The sequence below is a fragment of the Streptomyces violaceus genome, assembly GCF_036014075.1.
Lineage (GTDB): Bacteria > Actinomycetota > Actinomycetes > Streptomycetales > Streptomycetaceae > Streptomyces > Streptomyces violaceus.
In genome coordinates, this window is record NZ_CP107911.1 from 1,456,332 (window position 1) to 1,482,672 (window position 26,341).

20 protein-coding genes are annotated in these 26,341 nt (G+C 70.4%); 12 read left to right on the plus strand and 8 right to left on the minus strand.

The genetic code is table 11. The features are described 5' to 3' along the window. Window positions 1-121 precede the first annotated feature (121 nt). From OG542_RS06550 to OG542_RS06565, 4 genes are all read right to left on the minus strand, one after another. The gene (locus tag OG542_RS06550) at window positions 122-799 is read right to left on the minus strand and encodes a GntR family transcriptional regulator (RefSeq protein WP_328409028.1); all 678 of its coding nucleotides are present in this window, start codon (window positions 797-799) and stop codon (window positions 122-124) included. Between the two features lie 153 nt (window positions 800-952). Beyond that, entirely contained in the window at window positions 953-1,891 is a 939-nt protein-coding gene (locus tag OG542_RS06555; RefSeq protein WP_328409030.1) for a beta-ketoacyl-ACP synthase III, read from the minus strand. 175 nt (window positions 1,892-2,066) lie between these two features. After that, on the minus strand, window positions 2,067-2,207 hold the full coding sequence (locus OG542_RS06560; protein WP_425584286.1) for an MFS transporter small subunit: 141 nt from the start codon (window positions 2,205-2,207) through the stop codon (window positions 2,067-2,069). Next, a complete protein-coding gene (locus tag OG542_RS06565) occupies window positions 2,176-3,504 on the minus strand; it encodes an OFA family MFS transporter (protein ID WP_328409035.1) in 1,329 nt (442 codons plus the stop codon). The genes OG542_RS06560 and OG542_RS06565 overlap by 32 nt, the downstream gene beginning before the upstream one ends. 226 nt (window positions 3,505-3,730) lie before the next feature. Here OG542_RS06565 and OG542_RS06570 point away from each other — a divergent pair, with 226 nt between their 5' ends. Genes OG542_RS06570 through fdhD form a run of 5 tightly spaced genes read left to right on the plus strand, consistent with a single transcriptional unit; the run spans window position 3,731 to window position 10,175 of the window. Next, a complete protein-coding gene (locus tag OG542_RS06570; RefSeq protein WP_328409037.1) occupies window positions 3,731-4,702 on the plus strand; it encodes a 2-dehydropantoate 2-reductase in 972 nt (323 codons plus the stop codon). Next, window positions 4,699-6,624 (plus strand): molybdopterin oxidoreductase family protein, encoded by a 1,926-nt coding sequence (locus tag OG542_RS06575; RefSeq protein ID WP_328409039.1) that lies wholly within the window; start codon window positions 4,699-4,701, stop codon window positions 6,622-6,624. The genes OG542_RS06570 and OG542_RS06575 overlap by 4 nt, the downstream gene beginning before the upstream one ends. A 5-nt stretch (window positions 6,625-6,629) precedes the next feature. Continuing rightward, window positions 6,630-8,462: an NAD(P)H-dependent oxidoreductase subunit E gene (locus OG542_RS06580; protein ID WP_328409042.1), complete on the plus strand. Its 1,833-nt coding sequence runs from the start codon at window positions 6,630-6,632 to the stop codon at window positions 8,460-8,462. Beyond that, window positions 8,459-9,319: a 2Fe-2S iron-sulfur cluster-binding protein gene (locus OG542_RS06585; RefSeq protein ID WP_328409044.1), complete on the plus strand. Its 861-nt coding sequence runs from the start codon at window positions 8,459-8,461 to the stop codon at window positions 9,317-9,319. The genes OG542_RS06580 and OG542_RS06585 overlap by 4 nt, the downstream gene beginning before the upstream one ends. Before the next feature lie 7 nt (window positions 9,320-9,326). Then, the gene (gene fdhD, locus OG542_RS06590) at window positions 9,327-10,175 is read left to right on the plus strand and encodes a formate dehydrogenase accessory sulfurtransferase FdhD (RefSeq protein WP_311128668.1); all 849 of its coding nucleotides are present in this window, start codon (window positions 9,327-9,329) and stop codon (window positions 10,173-10,175) included. 93 nt (window positions 10,176-10,268) lie between these two features. Here the strand turns inward: fdhD and OG542_RS06595 are convergent, their stop codons facing one another. Then, window positions 10,269-10,706 (minus strand): MarR family winged helix-turn-helix transcriptional regulator, encoded by a 438-nt coding sequence (locus tag OG542_RS06595; protein ID WP_328409046.1) that lies wholly within the window; start codon window positions 10,704-10,706, stop codon window positions 10,269-10,271. A gap of 104 nt (window positions 10,707-10,810) precedes the next feature. On the opposite strand from OG542_RS06595, the gene OG542_RS06600 reads away from it, so the two are divergent. The 3 genes from OG542_RS06600 (at window position 10,811) to OG542_RS06610 (ending at window position 15,004) form a co-directional block, all read left to right on the plus strand. After that, entirely contained in the window at window positions 10,811-11,728 is a 918-nt protein-coding gene (locus tag OG542_RS06600; protein ID WP_328409048.1) for a quinone oxidoreductase family protein, read from the plus strand. A 154-nt stretch (window positions 11,729-11,882) separates the two neighbouring features. Then, entirely contained in the window at window positions 11,883-13,754 is a 1,872-nt protein-coding gene (locus OG542_RS06605; RefSeq protein WP_328409050.1) for a sialidase family protein, read from the plus strand. Between the two features lie 11 nt (window positions 13,755-13,765). Further along, the gene (locus OG542_RS06610) at window positions 13,766-15,004 is read left to right on the plus strand and encodes a DUF4185 domain-containing protein (protein WP_328409052.1); all 1,239 of its coding nucleotides are present in this window, start codon (window positions 13,766-13,768) and stop codon (window positions 15,002-15,004) included. On the opposite strand, the gene OG542_RS06615 is transcribed toward OG542_RS06610, so the two are convergent. Continuing rightward, window positions 14,940-15,953, minus strand: a complete 1,014-nt coding sequence (locus OG542_RS06615; RefSeq protein ID WP_328417795.1) for a bile acid:sodium symporter family protein — start codon at window positions 15,951-15,953, stop codon at window positions 14,940-14,942. The genes OG542_RS06610 and OG542_RS06615 overlap by 65 nt on opposite strands. A gap of 162 nt (window positions 15,954-16,115) precedes the next feature. On the opposite strand from OG542_RS06615, the gene OG542_RS06620 reads away from it, so the two are divergent. The 3 genes from OG542_RS06620 to OG542_RS06630 all read left to right on the plus strand — a co-directional run bounded on the left by OG542_RS06620 (window position 16,116) and on the right by OG542_RS06630 (window position 20,072). Further along, a complete protein-coding gene (locus tag OG542_RS06620; protein ID WP_328409054.1) occupies window positions 16,116-16,994 on the plus strand; it encodes a LysR substrate-binding domain-containing protein in 879 nt (292 codons plus the stop codon). A 299-nt stretch (window positions 16,995-17,293) separates the two neighbouring features. After that, complete coding sequence (locus OG542_RS06625) at window positions 17,294-19,120, plus strand: AMP-dependent synthetase/ligase (RefSeq protein ID WP_328409056.1); 1,827 nt, start codon at window positions 17,294-17,296, stop codon at window positions 19,118-19,120. Window positions 19,121-19,280: 160 nt separating this feature from the next. After that, window positions 19,281-20,072, plus strand: a complete 792-nt coding sequence (locus tag OG542_RS06630) for an aldo/keto reductase (protein ID WP_328417797.1) — start codon at window positions 19,281-19,283, stop codon at window positions 20,070-20,072. 84 nt (window positions 20,073-20,156) lie between these two features. Here OG542_RS06630 and OG542_RS06635 read toward each other — a convergent pair whose 3' ends face one another. Both OG542_RS06635 and OG542_RS06640 read right to left on the minus strand, forming a co-directional pair. Further along, window positions 20,157-21,050 carry a class I SAM-dependent methyltransferase gene (locus OG542_RS06635; RefSeq protein WP_328409058.1) on the minus strand — a complete coding sequence of 298 codons (894 nt, stop codon included), beginning with the start codon at window positions 21,048-21,050 and terminating at the stop codon, window positions 20,157-20,159. A gap of 137 nt (window positions 21,051-21,187) precedes the next feature. Continuing rightward, entirely contained in the window at window positions 21,188-22,909 is a 1,722-nt protein-coding gene (locus OG542_RS06640) for a glycoside hydrolase family 6 protein (RefSeq protein WP_328409059.1), read from the minus strand. Window positions 22,910-23,316: 407 nt separating this feature from the next. On the opposite strand from OG542_RS06640, the gene OG542_RS06645 reads away from it, so the two are divergent. Beyond that, the gene (locus OG542_RS06645; RefSeq protein WP_328409061.1) at window positions 23,317-26,235 is read left to right on the plus strand and encodes a glycoside hydrolase family 48 protein; all 2,919 of its coding nucleotides are present in this window, start codon (window positions 23,317-23,319) and stop codon (window positions 26,233-26,235) included. The last annotated feature ends 106 nt before the right edge of the window (window positions 26,236-26,341 follow it).

Below are 26,341 nucleotides of genomic sequence, written 5' to 3' on the forward strand. Positions count from 1 at the left end.
ACGTAGCAGCGGCTGCCGGAGGTGGGAAGAAGTCGCGCAGGAATTGCCCTCTACTTTTTCCACTCACAGGACAAAGACACGAGGGGCGGGTGTGAGCCGGCAGCCCAGGGGCCCAGGGGCCCTACGAACGCGACCGCGCGTGATACGACCGTCGCGTGTGCTCCGTGTGTTCGCGCATCAGTTGAGTCGCCCGCTGTTCGTCCCGGTCGGCGATCGCGGCGATCAGTTCGCGGTGTTCGATCCAGGACTGGTGGCCGCGCTGGCGCGCCACCGGCGTGTAGTACCAGCGCACACGCCGGTCGACCTGGGCCGCGAGTTCGGCGAGGACGGCGTTGCCGGCGAGCTCCATGATCTTGGCGTGGAAGCGGGCGTTCATGGCGACGGCGCCGTCCACGTCGTCGGCCTCGACGGCCTTCTCGCCCTCCACGCAGAGCGTTTCCAGGGCGGTGAGGCCCGAGCTGTTCGCGTTCGCCGCCGCGAGTCGGGCCGCCTCGGCCTCCAGGAGCGTACGGACCGTGAGGAGCTGGTCGGCCTCCTCCTCCGTCGGCTCGTGCACGAACGCGCCCTGGGCGGGCCGCAGATCGACCCACCCCTCGGTGTTGAGCCGCTGCAACGCCTCGCGCACCGGCTGCCGGGAGACCCCCAGATGCCCGGCGAGTTCGCTCTCGACGAGGTGCTGGCCGGGCTGGAGGGCACGGGTGGTGATGAGTTCGAGGAGTGCCTCGTAGACGCGGTCACGCAGCGGACCCGGGCGTTCCAGCTTGGGTACCGCCCCCTGGGGCAGGCCTGTCGACAGCATCGCGGTCCCCCTCCTCGGCAGGGCCGTGCACAGCGCGGCGGCTACCGGTGTCGCCGCAGGATCAGTATCGATTGTCTTTCGTCTACAGTCTACGGCGCACAAAGACCAGGCTTACGGGCAGTTGACCGCGTCACACCACGACGGCCGGAGGGCTCAGGGGCAGCGCACGACCTGGCCCGCGTAGGACAGGTTCCCGCCGAAGCCGAACAGCAGGACCGGGTCGCCGGTGGAGACCGCGCCCTGTTCGACGAGCTTGGAGAAGGCGAGCGGGATGCTCGCGGCGGAGGTGTTGCCGGACTCGGTGACATCGCGCGCGACGACGGCGTTCACCGCGCCGATCTTCTGGGCGAGGGGTTCGATGATGCGCAGGTTCGCCTGGTGCAGGACGACCCCGGCGAGGTCCGCCGGCTCAAGACCGGCCCGCTCGCACGCCCGGCGCGCGATGGGCGGCAGCTGCCTGGTCGCCCAGCGGTAGACGCTCTGCCCCTCCTGGGCGAAACGCGGCGGCGTGCCCTCGATCCGCACCGCGTTCCCCATCTCGGGCACCGAACCCCACAGCACCGGCCCGATGCCGGACTCCTCGGCGGCCTCGACCACCGCGGCCCCGGCCCCGTCGCCGACGAGCACGCAGGTGCTGCGGTCGCTCCAGTCGGTCACCTCGGACATCTTGTCGGCCCCGACGACCAGCACACGGCTGGCGCCCCCCGCGCGAACGGCGTGGTCGGCGGTGGCCAGGGCATGGGTGAAACCGGCGCATACGACGTTGAGGTCCATCGTGGCCGGCTGCGGCATCCCGAGGCGGGCCGCGACCCGGGCGGCCATGTTGGGCGAGCGGTCGACGGCCGTGGAGGTGGCGACCAGCACCAGGTCGATGTCGGCGGGGGCGAGGCCGGCCGCCGCGAGGGCCTTGGCGGCGGCGTGGGCGGCCAGCTCGTCGACCGGTTCGTCGGGCCCGGCGATGTGGCGGGTGCGGATGCCCACGCGGCTCCTGATCCACTCGTCACTGGTGTCCACCAAGCCAGTCAGGTCCTCGTTGGTGAGCACCTTGGCGGGCTGGTAGTGGCCGACGGCGGCGATGCGCGAGCCGTTCATGTGAGTGGGTCCCCCTCGTTGCCTTGGGTAGCGTGACCCACCAGTCTGATCAGTGACCCGCGGGTACGACGGCAGCCAAGGCAACAGGAAACGAGCGCCAGGGTTGTCAGCTTCGGTCAGGAGCTCGGACACCCGAGCACCTGTCGCACGCCGGGATCCGGTCCCACCGCAGGGCTCAGCCGGTGAACAGCTGCGTCGCCTTCCGGACGAGCTCGTACAGCCCGTAGGCGAGCGGTACGCCCACCCACACCCAGGCGAAGGCGATCAGCCACCGCCGGTCCGGGCTAGGCGGACTCTGACTGCTGCTGGACACGATCGGCCTCCTTCGGCTGCGGGACGTGATGGCGGGGGTGGACGGGCCGGACCAGTTCGTTGGCGACGAAGCCGACGACGAGCAGCCCGATCATGATGACGAACGAGAGCCCGTACAGGGACGCGCCGTGCCGGCCCGCCTCCTCCTGCCGGTCGGCGATCCAGTTCACGATGAGCGGCCCGAGCACACCGGCCAGGGACCAGGCGGTGAGCAGCCGCCCGTGGATGGCGCCGACCTGGTACGTGCCGAAGAGGTCCTTCAGATACGCCGGGATCGTCGCGAAGCCGCCGCCGTAGAAGGAGAGGATGACCAGCGCGCACAGGATGAACAGCGGCTTGGAGGAGTCGCCGAACAGGGCGATGAGCGCGTACATCAGCGCCCCGACGCCCAGGTAGACGCGGTAGATGTTCTTGCGGCCGATCAGGTCGGACGTGGACGACCAGCCGATGCGGCCCGCCATGTTCGCCGCCGACAGCAGGGCGACGAATCCGGCGGCGGCCGTCACGGACACCGGTGTGGAGGTGCCCGCGAAGAAATCCGTGATCATCGGGGCGGCCTTCTCCAGGATGCCGATGCCGGCGGTGACGTTCAGGCAGAGCACGAGCCACAGGCACCAGAACTGCGGGGTGCGGATGGCCTGGTTCGCGGAGACCTGCGGGCCGGTGAGGACGCTCGGCCCGCTGTCCACCGGCTTCTCCGTGCGCGGCACCCGCACCAGCAGCACACCGAGCAGCATGAAGACCGCGTACGTCAGCCCGTGCACCAGGAACGCCAGCGCGATGCCGCCGCTGTCGGACCCGAAGGACTCCAGCATCTGGGCGCTCCACGGCGAGGCGATGAGCGCACCGCCGCCGAAACCCATGATGGCGATGCCGGTGGCCATGCCGGGCCTGTCCGGGAACCACTTGATCAGTGTGGAGACGGGCGAGATGTAGCCGATGCCGAGGCCGATGCCGCCGACGAAGCCGTAGCCGAACACGATCAGCCAGTACTGCTCCAGGGACGCGCCCAGCGCGGAGAGCAGGAAGCCGGACGAGAAGCAGACCAGGGCGACGGTCATCGCCCAGCGGGGGCCGTTGCGTTCCACGAGTGTGCCGCCGAACGCGGCGGACAGGCCCAGCATGACGATGCCCAGCTGGAAGGGCAGCGCGCTCTGCGTGCCGCTGAGGCCGAGCGCGGACTCGAGGGGCGGCTTGAACACGCTCCAGGCGTAGGCCTGGCCGATGGAGAGATGTACGGAAAGAGCGGCGGGCGGAACGAGCCAGCGGCTCCAGCCCGGGGGCGCGACTGGGGGACTCATGAATCCCGGACGGTAGGCAGTCGCACGGTAGTTGAGAAGGCGGCGCGTCGATCGTATGCGGTGAGCGGTATTCAGCATGCGCCGAACGGTCGCCGCACGGACCCTTGCCGCCCCAACCTCCATACTGTAGACAATATTTCGTCGACACAAGCCGCACGGCGGTCCCTGAGCGGTCGTACGGCAGTCACACCTCCGCGGTATCCCTCAAACCGAACGGAGTGTTCCCGTGAAAGTCGCAGTTCTCGGCGCCGGTGCCATCGGCGCCTACGTCGGCGCCGCGCTCCACCGCGCGGGTGCCGATGTGCATCTCATCGCCCGTGGACCGCATCTGGCGGCCATGAGGCAGCACGGAGTCCGGGTGCGCAGCCCGCGCGGCGACTTCACCGCGCACCCCCACGCGACCGACGACCCGGCCGAGGTCGGCCCGGTCGACTACGTCTTCCTGGGCCTGAAGGCCAACGCGTACGCGGCGTGCGGGCCGCTGATCGCGCCGTTGCTGCACGGGACGACGGCGGTCGTCGCCGCCCAGAACGGCATCCCCTGGTGGTACTTCCACCGGCACGGCGGCCCCTACGACGGCCACCGCGTCGAGAGCGTGGACCCGGACGGCGCGGTCAGTGCGGTGCTCGCGCCCGAACGGGCCGTCGGATGTGTCGTCTACGCGGCGACCGAGCTCGAAGGGCCGGGCGTCGTACGCCACTTGGAGGGCACGCGGTTCTCGATCGGCGAGCCCGACCGCAGTCTCTCGGCACGCTGTCTCACCTTCAGCGAGGCGATGCAGGCGGGCGGACTCAAGTGCCCGGTGGAACCCGGCCTGCGGGACGACATCTGGCTCAAGCTGCTCGGCAACATCTCCTTCAACCCGATCAGCGCGCTGGCCCGCGCGACCATGCGGCAGATGTGCCTGCACGGCGGCACCCGCCGGGTCATCGAGATCATGATGACCGAGACGCTCGCGGTCGCCGAGTCCCTCGGCTGCGAGGTCGGCGTCTCCATCGAGCGCCGGCTCGCGGGCGCCGAGCGGGTCGGCGACCACCGCACCTCCACGCTCCAGGACCTGGAGCGCGGCAAGCCGCTCGAACTCGACGTGCTCCTCGCGGCGGTCGTCGAGTTGGCGGAGATCACCGGGGTGGAGGTGCCCACCCTGCGCACCGTGCACGCCATCTCGGACCTGCTCGCGCTGAGGAGCGCCGCATGAGGAAACGCGATCGAAGCCCGAAGACCTACACCCGGCTGACGCACCCGCTCGTACGTGATTCCCGCGACCAGCCGTTCCGGCAGGCGAGCTGGGAGGAGGCCCTGGACCGCGCGGCCCGGGGCATCGAGGCGGCGCGCGGCGCCTTCGGGATGTTCAGCTGCGCCCGCGCCACCAACGAGATGAACTACGTCGCCCAGAAGTTCGCCCGGGTCGTCATGGGCACCAACAACGTCGACTCCTGCAACCGCACCTGTCACGCCCCGAGCGTGGCCGGCCTGTCGGCGGCGTTCGGCTCGGGCGGTGGGACGTCGTCGTACGAGGAGATCGAGCACACGGACCTCGTCGTGATGTGGGGCTCCAACGCCCGTTTCGCGCACCCGATCTTCTTCCAGCACGTGCTGAAGGGGATCAGGAACGGCGCGCGGATGTACGCGGTCGATCCGCGCCGGACCTCGACCGCCGAGTGGGCGGAGAGCTGGCTGGGGCTCAACGTCGGTACCGACATCCCGATGGCGCACGCGATCGGCCGCGAGATCATCCACGCGGGCCTCGCCAACGAGGCGTTCATCGAGCGGGCGACCACCGGTTTCGAGGAGTACAAGGCACTGGTCGAGCCGTGGACGCTGTCGCTCGCCGAGAAGGTGACGGGCGTACCGGCCGCCGCCATCCGCGAGCTGGCGCACGCCTACGCCCGTGCCGAACGCGCCCAGCTGTGCTGGACCCTCGGCATCACCGAGCACCACAACGGCACCGACAACGTCCGCGCGCTGATCAACCTGTCCCTGCTCACCGGCCACGTCGGACGCTACGGCTCGGGCCTGCAGCCCCTGCGCGGGCAGAACAACGTGCAGGGCGGCGGCGACATGGGCGCGATCCCCAACCGGCTGCCGGGCTTCCAGGACATCCTCGACCCGGACACCCGGATGAAGTTCGAGTCGGCCTGGGACACCGTCATCCAGCCGCACTACGGCCTGAACCTCACGGAGATGTTCGAGGCGATGGAGGACGGCAGTCTCAAGGCCGTCTACTGCATCGGCGAGAACCCGGCCCAGTCGGAGGCCGACAGCGAGCAGGCCGTACGGCGGCTCAGCGCCCTCGACTTCCTCGTCGTCCAGGACATCTTCCTCACGAAGACGGCCGAGCTCGCGGACATCGTCCTGCCGGCCACCGCCGGCTGGGCGGAGACCGAGGGCACGACCACCAACAGCGAGCGGCGGGTGCAGCGCGTCCGCAAGGCCGTCACCCCGCCCGGCGAGGCGCGCGAGGACATCGACATCCTCTGCGACCTCGCGGCCCGCCTCGGTCACGACTGGAAGTACGCCGACGCCGAGACCGTGTGGAACGAGCTGAGGTCCATCTCGCCCGACCACTACGGCATGACGTACGAGCGTCTGGAGGAGCACCAGGGCATCCAGTGGCCGTGCCCCAGCACGGACCGGCTCGAACCGACCTATCTGCACGGCCGCTTGTGGGAGCCCGACCCCTCGGCACGTGGCCGGCTCGCACCCTTCGGGATCGTGCAGCACGACCCGCCCGTGGACCTCACCGACGAGCGGTACCCGATCCGGCTCACCACCGGGCGGCGGCTGGACTCGTACAACACGGGTGTGCAGAGCGGCGGTTACGCCTCGCCGCTGCGGCGCGGTGAGTTCATCGAGCTGTGCCCGGAGGACGCCGAGCGCTACGGGGTCGTGGTCGGTGAGCAGGTGCAGGTCACCTCGCGGCGCGGGTCGGTGACCGCGCCCGTGTGGGTGGACACCGCGCTGCGGCCCGGCCTCGCCTTCATGACCATGCACTTCCCGGACGAGGTGGACACCAACGCGCTGACGATCGAGGCGAACTGCCCGATCGCGGGGACGGCGGAGTTCAAGGCGTCGGCGATCCGGATCGAGAAGCTGCCCATCGCGACCATCGTGGGGTGACGTAAGTGGACCTGCACTTCGGTGACAGCAAGCCGACGGACGAGGAGCGGGCGGCCGTCGACGCCCTGCTCGGCCCTCCGGAGTCCTCCTGGGAGGGCGCCGACCGCGATGAGATGAGGGCTGCCGATCTGAGGTGGGCCCGGGGCGGGCGCGAGGCCCGGGACCGCCGCGACCTGCTGTTGCCGGGGCTGCACGCGATCAACGACCGGATCGGCTGGATCAGCGACGGCGCCCTCGACTACCTGTGCCGGCGGCTGACGGTGCCGCCGGCGGAGGCGTACGGGGTCGCCACCTTCTACGCGATGTTCTCGGTCAAGCCTCGTCCGGCGACCGTGCTCCAGGTGTGCACGGACCTGGCGTGCGCGGCGGCCGGGGCGCCGGAGCTGTGCGCCGGGATCGAGGCCCGGCTCGGTCTCGGCAGCGGTGTCGCCGTGGAGCGCAGCCCGTGTCTGGGCCTGTGCGAACGGGCCCCGGCGGCGCTCGCGATCAGGGCCGGGGATCCCGTGCGTACGGCGGTGTCGGCGCCGGCGACCATCGACAAGGCCGTCCTCGCCGCGAGCGCCCCCGACTCGGCGCCGGAGGAGCCGCCCGCCGCTCTGGCGGTGCCCCAGGCCGGGCAGGACGGCCTGATGCTGCTCCACCGCATCGGCGTGGTCGACCCGGCGTCCCTCGACGACTACCGCGCACACGGCGGCTACACCGCCCTGCGCCGGGCCTTCGAGCTGGGTCCCGCCGGGGTCATCCGCGAGGTCACCGACTCGGGCCTGGCCGGGCGCGGAGGTGCCGCCTTCCCGACCGGCCGCAAGTGGCAGGCCACGGCGTCCCAGCCCGACCATCCGCACTACCTCGTCTGCAACGCCGACGAGTCCGAGCCGGGCACCTTCAAGGACCGCGTGCTCATGGAGGGCGATCCGTACGCGCTGGTCGAGGCGATGACGATCGCCGCGTACGCGACCGGCGCCCACCAGGGCTACCTCTATCTGCGCGGCGAGTACCCGCGCGCCCTGCACCGGCTGGAGCACGCGATCGCGCAGGCACGCGCGCGTGGACTGCTCGGTGACGACATCCTCGGCCAGGGCTACGCCTTCGACCTCGAGATCCGGCGCGGCGCGGGCGCCTACATCTGCGGTGAGGAGACGGCCCTGTTCAACTCCATCGAGGGCTACCGGGGCGAGCCACGCTCGAAGCCGCCGTTCCCGGTGGAGAAGGGCCTGTTCGGCAAGCCGACGGTGGAGAACAACGTCGAGACGCTGGTCAACGTCCTGCCGATTCTCACCATGGGCGCCCCGGCCTACGCGGCGATCGGCACGGACAGGTCCACCGGGCCGAAGCTGTTCTGCGTGTCGGGGAGTGTGGAGCGGCCCGGTGTCTATGAGCTGCCGTTCGGCGCGACGCTGGGCGATCTGCTCACGCTCGCCGGGGTGCGGGAGGGGCTGCGGGCGGTGCTGCTCGGCGGGGCGGCGGGCGGTTTCGTGCGGGCCGACGAGCTTGGCGTCCCGCTCACCTTCGAGGGGACGCGGGAGGCGGGCACGACGCTCGGCTCGGGGGTCGTGATGGCCTTCGACGACAGTGTGCCCCTGCCCCGGCTCCTGCTGCGCATCGCCGAGTTCTTCCGGGACGAGTCGTGCGGGCAGTGCGTGCCGTGCCGGGTCGGGACCGTGCGGCAGGAGGAGGCGCTGCACCGGATCGTGGAGCGCACCGGCGCCGACGCCGCCGGGGACATCGCCCTGCTGCGGGAGGTGGGCCGCGCGATGCGGGACGCCTCGATCTGCGGTCTCGGGCAGACCGCGTGGAACGCCGTGGAATCCGCCATCGACCGTCTGGGGGCGTACGAATGACCGTCACACCGCTGGGTATCCCGCGCCGGCTGCTGGAGTTCACGCTCAACGGGGAGCCGGTGCGGGCGCCCGAGGGCTCGACGATCCTCGACGCCTGCCGGGCCGCCGGTAAGGACGTCCCGACCCTGTGCGAGGGCGACACGCTCCGGCCCAAGAACGCCTGCCGCGTCTGCGTCGTCGAGGTCGAGGGCGCCAGGACCCTCGTCCCGGCCTGCTCCCGCGAGGCCGAGCCCGGCATGGAGGTGCGCACCGACACGGAACGGGCCCGGCACAGCCGCAAGATCGTCCTCGAACTGCTCGCGTCCTCCGTGGACCTGTCGACGACACCGAAGGTCGCCGGGTGGCTCAAGGAGTACGAGGCGAAGCCGGACCGCTTCGGCCCGGACGCGGCCCGGCTCAACGAGGAACCGAAGGTCGACAACGACCTGTATGTACGCGACTACGACAAATGCATCCTCTGCTACAAGTGCGTGGACGCCTGCGGCGACCAGTGGCAGAACAGCTTCGCGATCTCGGTCGCCGGGCGCGGTTTCGACGCCCGGATCGCCGTGGAGCACGATGCGCCGCTGACCGACTCGGCGTGCGTGTACTGCGGGAACTGCATCGAGGTGTGCCCCACGGGCGCGCTGTCCTTCAAGTCCGAGTTCGACATGCGCGCGGCGGGTACGTGGGAGGAGTCGCGCCAGACGGAGACGACCACGGTGTGCGCGTACTGCGGAGTGGGCTGCAACCTGACGCTCCATGTGCAGGACAATGAGATCGTGAAGGTCACCTCGCCGCACGACAACCCGGTGACCCACGGCAATCTCTGCATCAAGGGCCGCTTCGGCTACCAGCACGTACAGAACCGGGGCTGATCAGGACATGGGACGGGTCACGGAACGACGCAAGGTACTCCGCATCCGGGACGGGGTGGTCTCCAGCCGCCCGGACACCCTCGTCGCGGAGGAACCCCTGGAGATCAGGCTCAACGGCAAGCCCCTGGCGATCACCATGCGCACCCCGGGCGACGACTTCGCACTGGCGGCGGGCTTCCTGGTGAGCGAGGGGGTGCTGGGCGGGCAGGACGACCTCCAGAACATCGTCTACTGCGCCGGGGCGATGGTCGACGGCTCGAACACGTACAACATCGTCGACGTGAAGACGGCCCCTGGCGTGGTGATCCCCGACATCACGCTGGAGCGGAACGTCTACACCACCTCCTCCTGCGGCCTGTGCGGCAAGGCGTCGCTGGACGCGGTGCGCACCACGGCGCGGTGGCCCATCGCCGACACTCCCCCGGTCCGGGTCACCCCGGAGCTGCTGGCGAGCCTGCCCGACCGGCTGCGCGCGGCCCAGCGGGTCTTCGACCGGACCGGGGGCCTGCACGCGGCCGCCCTGTTCACGGAGGACGGGGAGCTGCTGGACGTCCGCGAGGACGTGGGCCGGCACAACGCGGTCGACAAGCTGGTCGGCCGCGCCCTGCAGAACGGGGACCTGCCGCTGTCGCGGACGATCCTGCTGGTCTCGGGCCGGGCCTCCTTCGAGCTGGCGCAGAAGGCCGTGATGGCCGGCCTGCCGGTCCTGGCGGCGGTGTCGGCGCCGTCCTCGCTCGCGGTGGACCTCGCTGCCGAGACAGGTCTGACGCTGGTGGGCTTCCTGCGGGGCGGCTCCATGAACGTGTACGCGGGTGAGGACCGCATCGCCCTGCGGGCCGCGGCCGCCCAGGGCTGAGCAGGTTCCTCCCGCGACACGGCGGCGGGGCCCCGACCGGCGGGGAGCGCCCCCTGCGCCGCAGGGGCCCCGTCTCGAACCTGTCCCCCGGCTTCAGCCGGCCGTGCCGGATATCCGCCGGAGCATGTCGGTGAACCGCTCGCGTTCGGCCGCCGACAGGGGGGCGAGCAGCTCGTCGTTGGCGGCCCGGGCGGCCTTCTCGCAGCGCTTGAGCAGCCGGGCTCCCCGCGCGGTGAGGGACACCGCGTTCTTGCGGCGGTCCTTCGGATCTGGCTCGCGCACCACCAGGTCCGCCGACTGGAGGTCGTCCAGGATGCCGACCAGGTCCTTGGGGTCCAGCCCGATTCCGCGGCCGAGGTCGGCCTGGGCGACGGGGCCGAGATCACGGACGGCGGACAGCACCACGTGGTGCCACATCCTCATGTCCTCCTCGGCCAGCGCCTCGGCCACCAGGGTCCGGCCGCGGGCGGCGGCGCGGCCGAGCAGCCAGCTGGGCAGGGAGCGGATCGCGGGGAGAGGGACTTCCGACATGGCCGCAGCCTAACCAAGAAATCGTTGGTTCTTCCTATGATCGTCCTATACCGTTGGGCTCCCCAATGAATTCGTTGGGAGGTCCAACGATCACCGGAGGTGCGATGCGCCGCGTCCGCTACGAATCCCGAGGCGGCCCCCTGTTCGTGGAGGAGACTCCGGTCCCCGAGCCCGGCCCCGGAGAACTGCTCGTACGCGCGGAGGCGATCGGCGTCACGCTCCCGGTCGTACGCAAGGTCACCGAGGCGGCCGAGCCCGGCCCGCTCGGCGGCGAGATCGCCGGAGAGGTCACGGCCGTCGGCGAGGGTGTCACCCGCTTCGACACCGGCGACCGCGTGACGGGGCTCTGCGTCGGCCACGGCTACGCCGACTTCGCCCTCCTGCACGAGGCCATGGCCTCCCCGGTCCCGGCCGGTGTCCGCGCGGCCGACGCGGTCGCCCTGGTCCGCAGCGGCCTTGTCGCCCTCGGCGCCCTGGCGGCGGCCCGGCCCGAGCCCGGCGAGACGGCCCTGGTCACGGCGGCGGCGAGCGGCGTCGGCCATCTGGCCGTTCAGCTGGCCAGGACGCGGGGCGCCGGACGGGTCGTGGGGGCCGTTTCCGACCCGGCGAAGACCGACTTCGTCCGCCGCCTGGGCGCCGACCATGTCGTCACCTACGGCGAGGACAGCTGGGGCTCCCCGGTCGACTACGCCCTGGACGCGGTCGGAGGCGAGTTGCTCACCCCGGCACTCGGCGCACTCGCCCCGGGAGGACGACTGGTGGCGTACGGCTCGGGCGGCGGCACCGTCCGGGCGTACGACCTGCTCGTGGGCGCCAAGTCGGTGATCGGGTTCCAGACGGCCCGTATCGCCCGCGGGGAACCGGAGTTGTACGAGCGGTGGCGCGAAGAGCTGTGGCGGCTGTTCGCGGCGGGAGAGATCGAGCCCGTCGTCCACGGGGAGTTCGCCCTGGCGGACGCCGCGAAGGCACACGGGGAGATCGAGGCGCGGGCCAACCGCGGAAAGGTCGTCCTGATCCCCTGACGCACGCTTCTTGTGGGGGGTCTGTGAGTCCAAGTACCGTCTGTGGCTCCACACATGGGACGTGGGATGTCCGGTTGTCCGCATCTGCCGCCCGGATGTCCGTTCCCATGCCTCGGTGGTCCAGCCGACAGACGCATGAAGGGCAGGTCGCACCATGCCGTCAAGTCTTCGCGCACGTCTGAGATCCACCCTGACAGCCGTTCTCGCCGCCGCCGCGCTGCTCGCGCCGGCCCTCCCGGCCCAGGCCCGACCGGCCACGGCCTTACCGGAGTTCGAACAGCAGGTCCTCTTCAAGGCCTCCCAGGACCCCGGCTACGCCTGCTTCCGCATCCCGGCGATCGTACGGACCACGACCGGCACGCTGCTCGCCTTCGCCGAGGGGCGCGTCCTCAACTGCGGTGACGCGGCCGACATCGACATCGTCCTCAAGCGCTCCACCGACGGCGGCCGCACCTGGGGACCGCTCCAGGTCGTCACCGAGGGCGCCGGCGACACACACGGCAACCCGGCGCCCGTCGTGGACCGCAGGACCGGCCGGATCCTGCTGGCCGAGACGTTCAACACCGGCCGTACGGACGCCGGGAACTGCACCGTCCCCTGCGACCGCACCCCGCATCTGCAGCACAGCGACGACGACGGCCGGACCTGGTCGAAGCCGCGCGACCTGAGCGGCCAGATCCTGCCCGCGCACTGGAACTCCTGGTACGCCACCGGGCCCGTGCACGGCATCCAGCTCACCCGCGGCAAGCACGCCGGACGGCTCGTGTTCGGCGTCAACACCGAGACGTGGGACGGCAGCCGGGTCACCGCGAACCACGCCGCGCTCATCGTCAGCGACGACGGCGGCGACCGGTGGCGGGTCGGCGCCACGGACTCCTGGCCCATAGCCCAGGACGGCACGTTCCGGCAGAAGCCGTCCGAGGTGACACTCACTGAACGCGCCGACGGTGTCGTCCTCATCAGCGGGCGGGAACAGGACGGCACCGATCTGGGCCACCGCACCCAGACCCTCAGCCGGGACGGCGGCGACAGCTTCGCCACTCCCTTCCGCGACCTCCCGGACCTGTACACCCCGCAGGTCCAGGGCGCGACGGTACGCCTGGGCGACCGGCTGCTGCTGTCCGCCCCGGCCGACCCCGACCGCCGCCGGACGATGATGGTCCGCTCCTCCTACGACGGCGGGCGCACCTGGGACACCGTGGACCGGGGCACGGTCGTCACCACCGACTGGTCCGGCTACTCCGACATGGCGGCGGTCGACGGCACGACGGTGGGCCTGCTGTACGAGGGCGGCGCGGTCGACGCCCGCGACGAGATCCGCTTCGCCCGCTTCACCGAGGACTGGCTGACACCGCGCCGGGGCCCCGACCCGACCACCCGCGACGCCGCCTCGGCCGGGACGCCAGCGGCCGTGCTCGGCGGTGCGGGCCGGACCACCGGCGTCCGCGGCGGTGCGCTGTCCTTCGACGGTACCGACGACGCCGTACGGCTGCCGTACCGGTCCCGGCTCCCGCTCGGCGAAGGGGACTTCACGGCCTCGCTGTTCTTCCGCTACACGGCCACGACCGGCGAACAGCCCTTCCTGTGGATGGGCGGCATCGGCAGCACCCAGCCGCAGATCTGGCTGCGCGGGGAGCCGGCGAGCGACCGGGTCCGAGGGCTGATCACCACCCGGTCGGGCGCGACGACCGTCAGGTCGGCCTCGGTGTGGACGGCCGGCGCCCACAACGACGGCCGCTGGCACCACATGGCGCTACGCCGGGGCGGCGGGAAACTGACACTCTTCCTCGACGGCAAGCCGCTCACCACCACGGACGTGCCGGGCTCGGTCAGCCGTAACTCCCCGTTCGGCGTGCACGTCGGCCAGCGTATGGACAGCAGGGCGTTCCTCAGCGGGGCCATCGACGACGTCCGCGTCTGGAACCGGGCTCTGTCCGATGAGGAGTTGGCGTCCGGTGCCTCGGGGGCGGCCGCCAAGGGCACCGTCCTGTGGCTGCCCATGGACCAGGTGAGCGGCAGCAACTAACGTCACGGAGCGTGCCCGACGACTCAGAAGCAGCACGAGCACGACAGCGCACCGGAACCGGGATCGGCCTGCTGCTGGTCCTGGTTCTCGGTGCCGCGCTGCTCATCGCCCTGCCGGAGGACGAGAGTCCGGACGACGACGGCGCCTGCCGGGCACGGACGGTGGACTCCTGGCAGGCGGAGGACGCACTCACCGCCGAGTTCGCCCGCTACGGCGACGACGCGAGCCGCACCGACGACTGGACCGGCGGCGACGGCACCCACTCGCTGCGGCTGCCGGACGGCCGGGTGCTGTGGCTGTTCTCGGACACGTTCCTGGGCCGGGTGTACGGCCCGCCCAACCCGGCCGGTGAGTCCTACGCCTGGCGGGACACGGCCGAGCCGCTGGTGCGCAACTCGGCCGTGCTGATGCGCGAGGGCCGGCTGGAGACCACGCTCCCCGCTCCGCTCTTCGCCGACCCGGCGCCGAACCAGTGGCGCTGGCCGGTCGCCGCCCGTGTGGAACCCCGCTCCCCCGGCTCCTCCGAGCAGGTGGTCCGGGTGCTGCTGTGGGTGCGCACGGCAGGCCAGGCCCCGTGGATCTTCGGCGTGCCCACCGCCACCGAGGTCGCCACCCTGTCGCTGCCCGGTCTGCGACTGGAGTCGATCGTCAAGGTGCTGGACCAGCAGCTGGTCCCCGACCCGTCCCGGCGGGTGCTGTTCGGCACGACGCTGGTCGAGGAGGACGGCTGGACGTACGTCTTCGGCGGCGACGACGGCCAGGCCGCCTCCCGCCCGGCCTCGCACGCGTACGTGGCGCGCGTACGGGAGGGCAGGCTCGGGGACCCGGCGGCCTGGCGGTACTGGAACGGCTCGGCGTGGGCGGCCGCCGCCCGCCCCCGGCCGGTGCTCGGGGACGGGCAGCGCAGGGGCGTGGGCAGCGCGTTCTCGGTCGTCCGGGACGGCGGCACGTACGTGCTGTTCACGATGGCCACGGGCACGAAGGGGCTGACCACCGTGGCCTCGTACTGGGCGTGCTCCCCGGCCGGCCCGTGGCACGGGCCGGCGAAGGAGTTCAGTCCGTCGCTGCCGCAGGGCCAGGTGGCCGCCTACAACCCACAGATCCATCCGGTGCTGAGCGGCGACGGACGTCTCGTCCTGAGCTACGACGTCAACTGGCTGGAGACGACCGGTGCGGCGGCCCAGCTCAGCCGGAACGTGTCCCTGTACCGACCGCGGTTCGTGTCGCTGCGGCTGGCTCCGGCGAGGTGACCTCCGCCCGGGGGTCGTGCGAGCGGCGCTTGGCGATCACCGCGCACACCATGAGCTGCATCTGGTGGAAGAGCATGAGCGGCAGCACGGCCAGCGAGGCGTGCGCGCCGAACAGGACGCTCGCCATGGGCAGTCCGGCGGCCAGGGACTTCTTCGAACCGGCGAACTGGAGGGTGATCCGGTCCTCCCGGCTGAATCCGAGCGCCTTGCCGCCGTACCAGGTCAGCAGCAGCATCACGGCGAGGATCACGGCCTCGACGACGAGCAGCCCGCCCAGCCGGACGGGGCTGACCTGGTGCCAGATGCCCTGGACCATGCCCTGGCTGAACGCGGTGTAGACGACGAGCAGGATCGAGCCGCGGTCCACCAGCCCGAGGACCTTCTTGTGGCGGGTGACGAAGCTACCGATCCAGCGGCGCAGCAGCTGGCCTGCGAGGAACGGCACGAGCAGTTGCAGCACGATCTTCAGCAGCGAGTCGGCGGAGAACCCGCCCCCGCTGCCGCCGAGCAGCGAGGCCGCGAGCAGCGGGGTGGCGATGATGCCGATGAGGGAGGAGAAGGAGCCCGCGCAGATCGCGGCGGGCACGTTGCCCCGGGCGATCGAGGTGAAGGCGATCGACGACTGGACGGTCGACGGGACGAGCGTGAGGAAGAGCAGACCCTGGTAGAGCGGGTCCGTCAGGATCACCGGCACCAGCCCGCGGGCCGCCAGGCCGAGCAGCGGGAAGGCGACGAAGGTGGCGGCCAGCACCGTGACATGGAGCCGCCAGTGCCGCAGGCCGTCCAGCGCCTCACGGGTGGACAGCCGGGCGCCGTAGAGGAAGAACAGGAAGGCGATCGCCGCCGTGGAGGCCCCGGACGCCACATCGGCGGCCGCCCCGCGGGCCGGGAACAACGCGGCGACGCCCACCGTCGCCAGCAGGAGAAGGATGAACGGGTCGATCGGCATCCGGCGCGGCCGGCGCAGGCGTTTCACGGTGCTCCACTTGCTCGGTACGTACAGGCGCGACTAGGGCCGGGGAGGCCCCCTCCCATCCTGCTCCTCGGCCCGGCGATCGGGAATCCCGTATACCGCTCTTACTGCCATCGCGTTCCGCGATAACCTGAGGGCATGTATGACCCCTCCCATCTGCGCACTTTCCTGTCGGTGGCGCAGACGCTGAGCTTCACGCAGGCCGCGCGGCGGCTCGGGCTGCGGCAGTCGACGGTCAGCCAGCACGTGCGGCGACTGGAGGACGCCACCGGGCGGACGCTGTTCACCCGGGACACGCACTCGGTGGAGCTGACGGAGGACGGCGAGGCCATGCTCGGTTTCGCGCGCCGGATCCTGGAGGTGCACGAGCAGGCGGCGGCGTTCTTCACGGGCACCCGGCTGCGCGGCCGGCTGCGCTTCGGCGCCTCCGAGGACTTCGTGCTGACCCGGCTGCCCGAGATCCTCGAGGGCTTCCGGCACGAACACCCGGAGGTCGACCTGGAGCTCACGGTCGAACTGTCGGGCACGCTGCACGAGCAGTTGGCGGCCGGGAAGCTGGACCTCGTCCTGGCCAAGCGGCGCCCCGAGGACCCGCGCGGCGAGCTGGTCCGGCACGACAGGCTGGTGTGGATCGGCGCGGAACGCCTCCGGCTCGACCCGGACCGCCCGGTGCCGCTGATCGTCTACCCGCCGCCGGGCATCACCCGCGCGCTCGCCCTGGAGGCGCTGGAGCGGCAGGGCCGCGAGTGGCGTGTGGTGTGCACGAGCGGCAGCCTCAACGGCCTCGTCGCGGCGGCCCGGGCGGGCCTCGGCGTGATGGCCCACTCGCGCGGCCTCATCCCGCCGGGTCTGGTCCGGGTTCCGGACCGGGCGGGCCTGCCGGAACTGGGCCAGGTCGACTTCGTGGTGGTCCACGGTCGGCGCCGCCCCTCCGCGCAGGGCGCGGCGGACGCCCTGGCGGCGGCGATCCTGGCGGGCGGGGACCGGCTGCACCGCAGCTCACGCAAGGAACTGTGACGAGTGGAGTGACAGAATCCGCTGCCGCCGCGCTGACAGAAGAGGGCGTCCTCGGGACGCACCGAACCACACCTGGAGTCGTACAGATTCGGTGGAGATTACGGCACCGAAACTTACTCAACCGTCAGGATTCTGTCCGACCCTTCCCCATGTGAGCGCTTTTCTCCCTCGCTGACCAGCGCCGATGAGAGCGCTACTCACCATCGACCCCCCTCCCGCACCCTGGCCCCGTGGGGTAGCTTTCACGGCGCTGTGCGGAGCGTCACTCAACAAAAGCGCTGAGGAGCGGGGAGCGGGGTTTGCGCGAGTTCACCAACCCTCCGTTGGCGTTGGCACCTCCGGTGGGCGGTCTGGCCGACGTGGTCTTCCAGCATGCCCAGGAAGACCCGCTGTACATCGCCCTGGGCCGCAAGGACGACGCGGGGCATTGGCGTGATGTCACCGCCGCCGAGTTCCGCGACGAGGTGCTCGCCCTGGCCAAGGGCCTGCTGGCGAGCGGCATCCGGTTCGGCGACCGGGTCGCGATCATGTCCCGTACGCGCTACGAGTGGACGCTCTTCGACTACGCGCTGTGGACGATCGGCGCCCAGGTCGTGCCGGTCTACCCGACGTCCTCGGCCGAGCAGTGCTTCTGGATGCTGTACGACGCCGAGGTGACGGCAGCGGTCATGGAGCACGAGGACCACGCGATGACGATCGCCACCGTCATCGACCGGCTGCCGCAGCTGCGCCGCCTGTGGCAGCTCGACTCCGGTGCCGTGCACGAGCTGTACGACGCCGGCGCGCACCTCGACGACGAGGTGGTGCACCGCCACCGGCAGGCCGTCACGCCGGACTCGGTCGCCACGATCATCTACACCTCGGGCACGACCGGACGCCCCAAGGGCTGTGTCATCACGCACGGCAACTTCGCGTACGAGGCGGACACCGTCATCGAGCGCTGGGAGCCGGTGTTCCACTCCAGGCGGGGCGACGAGGCCGCCACCCTGCTGTTCCTGCCGCTCGCACACGTCTTCGGGCGCATGGTCCAGGTCGCGGGGATACGCGGCAAGGTGAAGTTCGGCCATCAGCCCCAGCTGAACGCGGCGGCCCTGCTGCCCGATCTGGCCGCGTTCAAGCCGACGTTCTTCCTGGCCGTGCCGTACATCTTCGAGAAGGTGTTCAACGCGGCCCGCCGCAAGGCCGAGAAGGAGGGCCGTTCCGGCCCGTTCGAGAAGGCCGTGGACATCGCCATCAAGTACGCGGACGCCGTCGAGGCCAAGGCCTGGGGCATCGGCCCCGGCCCCTCGGCGGGGCTGCGCATGCAGCACCAGCTCTTCGACAAGCTCGTCTACTCCAAGATCCGCGCCGCGATGGGCGGCCGGATCCGGCACGCCATGTCAGGCGGCTCGGCGATGGACCGACGGCTCGGTCTGTTCTGGGCCGGGGCGGGCGTACACATCTACGAGGGCTACGGGCTGACCGAGTCCACGGCCGCCGCGACCGCCAACCCGCCCGGACGCACCCGGTTCGGGACGGTCGGCCAGCCCATCCCGGGCATGACCGTGCACCTCGCGGACGACGGCGAGATCTGGCTGCACGGCCAGAACGTCTTCCAGGGCTACCTCAACAATCCCAAGGCCACGGACGAGACCCTGCACGACGGCTGGCTGGCCACCGGTGACCTGGGCTCGCTCGACGAGGACGGCTACCTCACCATCACCGGCCGCAAGAAGGAGATCCTGGTCACATCGGGCGGCAAGAGTGTTTCGCCCGGTGTGCTGGAGGAACGCGTCCGGGACCATCCGCTGGTCAACCAGTGCATCGTCGTCGGCAACGACCGCCCGTACATCGCCGCACTCGTGACCCTAGACCAGGAGGCCGTGGAGCACTGGCTGGCGATGCGGGGCAAGCCGCAGTTGTCCGCGTCGGAGCTGGTGCGGGACGCGGACCTGGAGACGGAGGTGCGGCGCGCGGTGGTCGCGGCCAACACCCTGGTCTCGCAGGCAGAGTCGATCCGCACCTTCCGCATCCTGGCCCAGCCGTTCACCGAGGAACACGGGCTGCTGACCCCGTCCCTGAAGCTGAAGCGCAAGGCGATCGAGAAGGCGTACGAGAACGAGGTCGAGGCGCTGTACCGGGCGTGAACTGCCTGTTAAAGGATGGTGTGCCGCCCGTCTGAATTCTCCCGTCAGGAATGCATCACGGCTCGTGATCGTTGACGATGGGAGTACACCTGACCACAAACCTAAGGATCGAGAGCTCGTGAGCAAGGTCCCCCAGATCACCCTGAACAACGGCATCACGATGCCCCAGCTGGGGTTCGGCGTCTGGCAGGTGCCGGACGACGAGGCCGAGTCGGCCGTCACGACGGCGCTCGAGGCCGGGTACCGCAGCATCGACACAGCGGCGATCTACGGCAACGAGGAGGGCACCGGCAAGGCCATCGCCGCCGCCGGTCTCCCCCGCGAGGAGCTCTTCGTCACCACCAAGCTCTGGAACGCCGACCAGGGGTACGACTCCACGCTGCGCGCCTTCGACACGTCGCTCGAGAAGCTCGGCCTGGACTTCGTCGACCTGTACCTGATCCACTGGCCGCTGCCGGCCCGGGGTACGTACGTCGACACGTACAAGGCGTTCGAGAAGCTGCACGCCGACGGCCGGATCCGGGCCATCGGTGTCTCCAACTTCCTGCCCAAGCACCTGGAGCGGCTGATCGGCGAGACGTCGGTCATCCCGGCCGTGAACCAGATCGAGCTGCACCCGCACCTGCAGCAGAGCGCCGCCCGTGAGTACCACGCGGAGCAGGGCATCGCCACGGAAGCCTGGTCGCCGCTCGGCCAGGGCAAGGGCCTCCTGGAGGTTCCGGCGATCGTGGCCATCGCCCAGAAGCACAACCGCACGCCGGCCCAGGTCGTGCTCCGCTGGCACCTCCAGCTCGGCAACGTGGTGATCCCGAAGTCCGTGACGCCGTCGCGGATCAAGGAGAACATCGAGGTCTTCGACTTCGAGCTGGACACCGAGGATTTGGCGGCCATCAGCGCCCTCAACGAGGACCGCCGCCTGGGCCCGGACCCGGCGACGTTCGACGGAGCCTGAGCCCTCTCCCGGCCCTGCTACTGCCCGCAGCCTGTCACTCGGCTGCGGGCAGTCGTGCTGTTCGGGGCGGTGGGTTCCCCCTGCTCAGACCGCCCGAACCGCCGTGTGCACCGTGTGCGCCTCCAGCACGAACACATCCGACCGCCGGTACAGACTCGCCTCGTCGTCAGGATCGAGAAGCCGGTCGAGGGTGGCGAGATCATCCGCGTCGAAGCCCTCCGGAATCCGCTCCCGCAGATGCGACAGGGACCCGACGACGTACTCACGGGCCCGGTCCGAGGCGGGTGCGGGCAGGTCCAGCAGGAAGGTGTGCGTCCTGCCCGGTTTCAGCCCCGCCGACGCCAGCAGGGCCGGCCAGTCCTCCGTCTCCGCGACATGGCCAGGCAGCTCCGTCCGCATCCGCGTGAACCACTCCGCCTCCAGCGCGTCGAGCCGCGCCTGGAGCCCGGGCCGGCCGATACCGATGTCGCGCGGCAGATACCGTGCGGGCAGGCCGCCCTCCATGAGGGCCAGCGTGCCGCCGGGCGCCAGCCGCTCCGCGAACGCGGCGAGCGCGGCCCGCTGGTCACCGAGGTGGTGCAGGCTGCGGCTCGCCCAGAGCAGGTCGGCCGGGTAGTCCAACTCGTCCAGCACGTCAGGGAGTTCACCCGCGATCGTGCCGAAGCGGTCGGCGACGCCCAGCCGCTCGGCCCGTGCCCGCGCCCGCTCCAGCAGCGGCTCGGAGCCGTCCACCGCGACGATCCGCGCGCCCGGGAACGTCTCGGCGAACAGACACGACACGACGCCCGGCCCGCTGCCCGCGTCGACGATCAGGCCCGGCTCGGTCACCTCGTGCGCCAGCCAGCCCAGGGCCCGCTCGTACAGGGAAGCGAACAGCTCCGCCTGGGACTCCAGCCTCGGGGCCATCGCGGCCCAGTCGAGGTGGGTGTGGTCGTGAAGGTCGTGATCGTGACGGTCGTGATCGTGGTCGTGCGCCATGGTGGTCAGCCTCTCCCTCGGATGCCGCCAGACTGCGCCGACGCACCGGGAGAAGGCCACCGTTGTTGCCGCCCCCGCCAAAATGATCCGCCGGGGCCGAAGCCCCGGCGGACCCGTGGGGACGGAGTGTCAGCCGGTCAGGACAGCGGCGGGTACGCGTTCTGCATCAGCTGCCGGAACTGGGCGGAGAACCAGTGCCCGGACAGCGGCGCGTCCGCCAGAGCACCGGACATGTTGTGGTTGTTGCGCGGGTTGCCTGTGTAGGTCGGGTCGCACATGCGGTCGAAGCCCTTGCCCTCGTCGTTCGGGATGGCCTTGCTCGCCCCGTCGGACTCACCCGGGGGCTTCATCCACACGTAGGCGTCGATCCCCGCCGCCGGGGCGGCCTGCGGACGCTCGCCGAGACCGGCTCCGGACTGGTTGCACCAGTTGCCGCCGTTGAAGCGGCGGTCGTAGCGCCCGCCGTCGACATACGTGTCGACGCTGGTCGTAGCGCCCGGTCCGGTGGGCCGTGCGGTGCCGCCCCAACCGTTGCGGGAGGTGTCGATCAGCATGCCGATGTTCGAGTTGAAGCCCGACGAGACCAGCTGGTTGCGGAACGCCTGGGCGTAGGACAGCTCGTCCACGTAGCGGTTCCAGTCGAGCCACTTCGACTCGCGGACGGACTTGCCGGCCACGGTGTCGTTGATGGTGAAGTTGTCCTCCTTCAGGGCGCTGTAGTTCGCCGTGTTGGTGATGAAGCCGTGGACGTCGTTCACCGTGGCGCCCTCGGCCGTCGCCGCCTCCTTCATGATGGTGGCGGTAGGGCCGAAGTTGTCGTCCCAGCCGATCCAGCCGTGGTGCCCGGCGTCGACGTAGTTGTAGACGTTGGGCACGTCGCCGAGCTTGTTGAGCGCGTAGCCGACGCCCTTGACATAGTTGCCGTTGGCCTTCATCACGTCGCACTGCGGGACGGCCGTCGGGCGGCTGCCGGTGTTGGTGACGAGGTTCGGCAGCGAGTCGATCTCGACCGTGGTGACGATCCGCAACGAGGAGTACTTCGAGTCGGCGAGGATCGTCTTGATCGGGTCGATGTACTCCGTCTTGTACCGGTCGATCTCCGTCGGGCCGAGTTCGCCGTTGGAGGCGAGGGCGGAGCAGTCACGGCCGGGCAGGTTGTAGATGACGAGCTGGACGACCAGTTCGCCGGAGCCCTTCTGGCGCAGTGCCTCGTCGAGATGGGCGCGCAGGCCCATCTTGCCGCCCGCGCCGTTGACGGCCGCGGTCCGGTCCAGCCAGACACCCGTGGGCTGGTTGGAGACACGGCTGCCGCCCGGCTCGGCGGCGGCCTTCTCGGACCACTCCGGGTTCACGTACACCTTGGCGCCGTCATAAGGGTTGTTGACCCGGTTGGCGGGGCCGCCAGGGTCCGGCGGATCCGTGGGGCCGCCGGGGCCGCCGCTGTCGACGTTGCAGGTCACGCCGTCGAGGGTGAAGGTGGCCGGGATCGCGTTGCTGCCGCTGTAGCTGCCCTGGAAGCCGAAACTGACCGAACCTCCGTTCGCCAGCTGGGCGTTGTAGCTCTCGTTGGCCGCGGTGACGGCGGCACCGCTCTGGCTCAGCTTGGCGTTCCAGCCGCTGGTGACCTTCTGGTTGCCGGCGTAGGACCACTTCAGCGACCACGACGACTTGGCGGCGCTGTTGTTGGTGACGGTCACGGCGGCGGTGAAGCCGGTGCTCCACTGGTTCTGGATCTTGTAGTCGACGGTGCAGGGGACGGCGGCGACCTCGGCGCCGCCCGGGTCCACGGCGAACGCCGTGCCGGTCGCGCCGGCGACCAGGGCCATGGCGGCCAGTAACGCTGTTCTCGTACGGCTCATGAGTGCGGGTTTCCCTTTCGCTGGTGGGGGTGTCAGCCGTTCAGGGCGCGCTCCGACAAGGACATGAGGAACTGAGGAACCGGCAGGGCACTCGCGCAGACGGGGACGACCGCGCTGGGGGCGGCTCAAAGTACTGAACGCGAGAGGTGTCGCATGAGCGACTCCTTGCAGGCCGGGCACGCCGTGACGGACGCGTCGACTGATGGAACCGCTCCCACTGGTGTCAAGGAAGGTAGCGCCAAGTGTCTGCAAAGAACAGGGGAGTCGCTGACTTTCGCTCAACATGCGGCGTCGAATCTTTTCGACTCTTCAAGGCCCTTGACCGATTCCACACCCGTCCTCACGATGGGAGCGCTCCCACTGGTTCAAGCCTTGACTTCTCCGAGCCGCAAGGAGGAACCAGCACCATGCATCCCCCACCCCGGAGACGCGGAGCGGTACGGCGCGTGTGGATCGCCGCCGTCGCAGCTCTCGCGCTTCCGTTGACGATGCTCTCCTCAGGGTCGACCACCGCGCAGGCGGCCGCACTTCAGTGCAGTGTCGATTACAAGACGAACGACTGGGGCTCCGGCTTCACCGCGGACCTGACCCTCACCAACCGCGGCACGGACGCCATCGACGGCTGGACGCTGACCTACGCCTACTCCGGCAACCAGAAGCTGGGGAACGGCTGGAACGGCACCTGGTCGCAGTCCGGCCAGAACGTCACCGTCAAGAACGCCCCTCACAACGCGCGGGTCGCCGCGGGCGCCGCCGTCTCCACCGGCGCCCAGTTCACCTACAGCGGCACCAACGCCGCGCCGACGTCCTTCGCGGTCAACGGCACCCCCTGCACCGGCGCGCACCAGCCGCCGATCGCCGTGCTGACCAGCCCGGCCGCGGGCGCCGTGTACACCCAGGGCGAGGCGGTTCCGCTGGCTGCCACCGCGGCTGCCGCGGACAACGCCACGATCAGCAAGGTGGAGTTCTACGACGACACCAAGCTGCTGGGCACGGACACGAGTGCGCCTTACTCCCTTTCGGTCTCCGACTTGACCACGGGCAGTCACTCCCTGGTGGCGAAGGCGTACGACAGCATGGGCGCCTCCGCGAACTCCACCCCGGTCGGTATCACGGTCTCCTCCGGTCCGACCGTCGTCGCCTCGCCGCTGCAACTGGGCGTCCAGTCGGGCAAGTCGGGCACCTACGAGGTGAAGCTGTCCAAGCAGCCGGCGTCCGACGTGACGGTGACGTCGGCCCGCGCGAGCGGCAACTCGGGCCTGTCGGTCACGGGCGGCGCCTCGCTCACCTTCACACCGCAGAACTGGAACACCGCGCAGAAGGTGACCGTCACCGCGGCGGCCTCCGGCACCGGTTCGGCCGTGTTCGAGTCGACGGCACCGGGCCACGCCAAGTCCTCGGTCACGGTGACCCAGCTGGCGGCGACGAAGGCGTACGACGCCCGCTTCCTCGAGCTCTACGGGAAGATCACCAACCCGGCGAACGGCTACTTCTCCCCCGAGGGCATCCCCTACCACTCGGTCGAGACGCTGATCGTCGAGGCGCCGGACCACGGCCACGAGACCACCTCGGAGGCGTACAGCTACCTCCTCTGGCTCCAGGCCATGTACGGCAAGGTGACCGGCGACTGGGCCAAGTTCAACGGGGCGTGGGAGCTCATGGAGAAGTACATGATCCCCACCCACGCCGACCAGCCGACCAACTCCTTCTACAACGCATCGAAGCCGGCGACCTACGCACCCGAGCTGGACACGCCGGGCGAGTACCCGGCCAAGCTCGACACCGGCGTCTCGGTCGGCCCTGACCCGATCGCGGCCGAGCTGAAGAGCGCGTACGGCACGGACGACGTCTACGGCATGCACTGGCTCCAGGACGTCGACAACGTCTACGGCTACGGCAACTCGCCCGGCAAGTGCGAGGCGGGCCCCTCGGACACCGGCCCGTCGTACATCAACACCTTCCAGCGCGGCTCGCAGGAGTCGGTGTGGGAGACGGTGCCGCAGCCGACCTGCGACGCCTTCAAGTACGGCGGCAAGAACGGCTATCTGGACCTGTTCACCGGTGACGCCTCCTACGCCAAGCAGTGGAAGTTCACCAACGCCCCGGACGCCGACGCACGGGCCGTACAGGCCGCGTACTGGGCGGACATCTGGGCGAAGGAGCAGGGCAAGGGCAGTGCCGTGTCCGCGACCGTCGGCAAGGCCGCCAAGATGGGCGACTACCTGCGCTACTCCATGTTCGACAAGTACTTCAAGAAGATCGGCAACTGTGTCGGGCCGTCGACCTGTCCGGCCGGCACCGGCAAGGACGCCTCGATGTACCTGATGTCCTGGTACTACGCATGGGGCGGTGCCACCGACACCTCGGCCGGCTGGTCCTGGCGCATCGGCTCCAGCCACGCCCACGGCGGCTACCAGAACCCGCTCGCCGCTTACGCGCTGAGCAATTACGCCCCGCTGAAGCCCAAGTCGGCGACGGGCGCGGCCGACTGGGCCAAGTCCATGGACCGGCAGCTGGAGTTCTACCGCTGGCTGCAGTCGGACGAAGGCGCCATCGCGGGCGGCGCGACCAACAGCTGGGCGGGCCGGTACGCGACCCCGCCCGCCGGGAAGTCGACGTTCTACGGCATGTACTACGACGAGAAGCCCGTGTACCACGACCCGCCGTCCAACCAGTGGTTCGGCTTCCAGGCGTGGTCCGTGGAGCGGGTCGCCGAGCTGTACCAGCAGACGGGGAACGCGAAGGCCAAGGCGGTCCTCGACAAGTGGGTCGACTGGGCGCTGTCCAAGACCACGTTCAACCCGGACGGCACCTACCGCATCCCGTCGACGCTGCAGTGGTCGGGCCAGCCCGACACCTGGAACGCGTCGAGTCCCGGGGCCAACAGCGGGCTGCACGTCACCGTCGCCGACTACACCAACGATGTGGGTGTGGCGGCCTCGTTCGCCAAGACCCTGACGTACTACGCGGACCGCTCCGGTGACACGGAGGCCGCGGCGGCGGCGAAGAAGCTGCTGGACGGTATGTGGGCGAACCACCAGGACGATCTCGGGATCGCCGTCCCGGAGAACCGCGCGGACTACAACCGGTTCGACGACCCGGTGCCCATCCCGAGCGGCTGGACGGGCACGATGCCGAACGGTGACGCGATCAACTCGTCGTCGACGTTCGACTCGATCCGGTCCTTCTACGAGAACGACCCGGCCTGGTCGAAGATCGAGAGTTATCTGTCGGGCGGTGCCGTTCCGTCGTTCACGTACCACCGGTTCTGGGCTCAGGCGGATATCGCCTTGGCCATGGGCTCGTACGCGGAGCTTCTCGAATAGCCCCCGCCGGACGCTCCGCGGGTTGTGCGGTTGTCGTCGGCGGGCCGTGTGTGGCTGGTCGCGCAGTTCCCCGCGCCCCCAAAACAGCGTCCGAAGCTCTGCGTAC